Source organism: Nioella sp., from assembly GCF_964229645.1.
Taxonomy (GTDB): domain Bacteria; phylum Pseudomonadota; class Alphaproteobacteria; order Rhodobacterales; family Rhodobacteraceae; genus Nioella.
Window position 1 is genome coordinate 1 of record NZ_CAXREX010000017.1, and the last position, 2211, is coordinate 2211.

Here is a 2211-nt window from a genome sequence, read left to right on the forward strand (position 1 = left end):
CGCCGACTATCGTGCTTCCGACAAACGCCTGCCGCAGCGAAAACTGAAGTGCCAGGGCCCCAGGCGCCACGTTGTTTTCTGCACGGGCGGCTTCGATCCGCTTGACGGGGGCAAGAGCGGCGTCGTCCACAACTTGATACGTGATGCATTTCACCGTGTCGCTGCCCTTGGCCAAAACACCACCCGCAAAGGGGGCCGCGTTGAATATGGTATTTCCTTTCTGCCTGGCGCTGCCGAAGACGCTCTGAGCCGAGCGGCTGACGGCATGCCCGGCAGGGCCGATTGCCAGCCCCGACTCCAGCCTCGTTGGTGATTTCCGTTTACAGCGCCAAGGTTTCCGGCCCTAATTCCTGCAAGCCTGCATCAGGGGGAACCGCCATGACCGTATTCCGCAGCCCGCTGCCCGATATCGCCATTCCCGATCTCTCGATCACCGAGTTGTTGATGCGCGATCTCGGGACCCGGCCCGACGAGGTCGTGCTGGTCGATGGTCCCTCCGGTCGCGAAATGACGGCAGGCGCGCTGATGGCCGGGATCAAGGCACTTGCGGGCGGGCTGAGCGCGCGCGGTTTCGGTCCCGGTCAGACGGTGGCGCTGCTGTCGCCCAACATCCCCGAGTTCTGCCTTGTCTACCACGCGGTGGCCTGGGCGGGGGGCACGGTGACCACGATCAACCCGACCTATACCGCGCCCGAAGTGCGCCACCAGTTGCAGGACTCGGGCGCGAGCCTGCTGATCACCGTGCCGCCCTTTGCCGACGTGGCAACAGAGGCTGCCGAGGGCACTGGCATCCGGGAGGTGGCCGTGATCGGCGCGGCACCGGGGCTGACCCCGCTTGCCGATCTCATGGGGCCGCCGCAAGAGGCGCAGGCCCCCGTGGATCTTGACCGGCACATCCTCGTGCTGCCTTATTCCTCGGGCACCACGGGCCTGCCCAAGGGCGTCATGCTGACCCATCGCAACCTTGTGGCGAATGTCTGCCAGATCCAGGCCGTGCGCCCTGTTGAGCAGGGCGAATGGACCGTGGGTTTCCTGCCCTTTTTTCACATCTACGGCATGACGGTCCTGGTCAATCTCTACCTCGGCAATGGCGGGCGGATCGTGACCATGCCGCGCTTCGACCTCGAGCTTTTCCTCAAGCTCATCCAGGACTACCGCACCCCGCAGGCCTATGTGGTGCCGCCGGTCGTGCTGGCCATGGCCAAGCACCCGCTGGTCGACCAATATGACCTCTCGGCCCTGCAATACGCCTTTTCAGGTGCCGCGCCCCTTGGCGCGGATCTTGCCGAAGCCCTGCACGCGCGGCTCGGGGTGCGTTGCGAACAGGGTTACGGCATGACCGAGATGAGCCCGGCCAGCCATGTCTCGCCCAAGGGCAAGGGCAAACCCGGCGCAGCAGGGATCACCGTGCCCAATACAGAGTGCCGCATCGTCGATCCGGACAGCGGTCAGGACCGGGGGCCGGGTGAAGAAGGCGAGCTATGGGTGCGTGGACCGTTGATCATGACGGGGTATCTCAACAACGCGGACGCCACGCGGCAGACGCTGACCGAGGATGGCTGGATGCGCACGGGCGACCTGGCCATGTTCGATGACGAGGGCTACTGCACCATCACCGATCGCCTGAAGGAACTCATCAAGTACAAGGGCTTCCAGGTTGCCCCCGCAGAAGTGGAAGCTGCATTGGTGACCAGCCCCGACATCACCGATGCGGCCGTGATCGGCGTGGCCGATGACGAGGCCGGCGAGGTGCCGATGGCCTTCGTGGTGCCCGCACCGGGGGCCGACGTGACGCTGGCCAGCGTGCAGGCCCATCTCGAAGGGCGACTGGCCCATTTCAAGCAGGTGCGGCGCCTGCAGGTGGTCGAGGCGATCCCGAAAAGCGCCTCGGGCAAGATCCTGCGCCGGATGCTGCGCGATCAGGTGGCGGACTGACGCGCCGCCGTCGCTTCGCGCATCCTGACCAACGCTGCCAGCAGCGCATTCAGCGGGGCCGACAGGCCAAGCTGGTTGGCGCGTGACACAACATGGCCGTTCAGCGCCTCGATTTCGGTCTTTCGGCCTGCCTCCAGGTCTTGCAGCATCGACGGCTTGTGATGCAGGTGCTCGGCCATGGCAAAGGCGATCTGGTCACGCACGGGCGCCAGGTCGAGCGCCACGCCCTCGGCGCGGGCCAACCTTACCACTTCGGCGGCGATGCCTGCGGCCAGG

The 2211-nt window shown here is 65.7% G+C and carries 2 protein-coding genes; one reads left to right on the plus strand and one right to left on the minus strand.

What is annotated here, in order from left to right:
- The first annotated feature begins 378 nt into the window (after positions 1 to 378).
- Entirely contained in the window at positions 379 to 1935 is a 1557-nt protein-coding gene (locus tag ACEQXV_RS01050) for an AMP-binding protein (protein WP_370253875.1), read from the plus strand.
- Here ACEQXV_RS01050 and ACEQXV_RS01055 read toward each other — a convergent pair.
- On the minus strand, positions 1920 to 2211 hold a 292-nt coding region (locus ACEQXV_RS01055; RefSeq protein WP_370267469.1), incomplete at its 5' end, for a ketopantoate reductase family protein. The genes ACEQXV_RS01050 and ACEQXV_RS01055 overlap by 16 nt on opposite strands.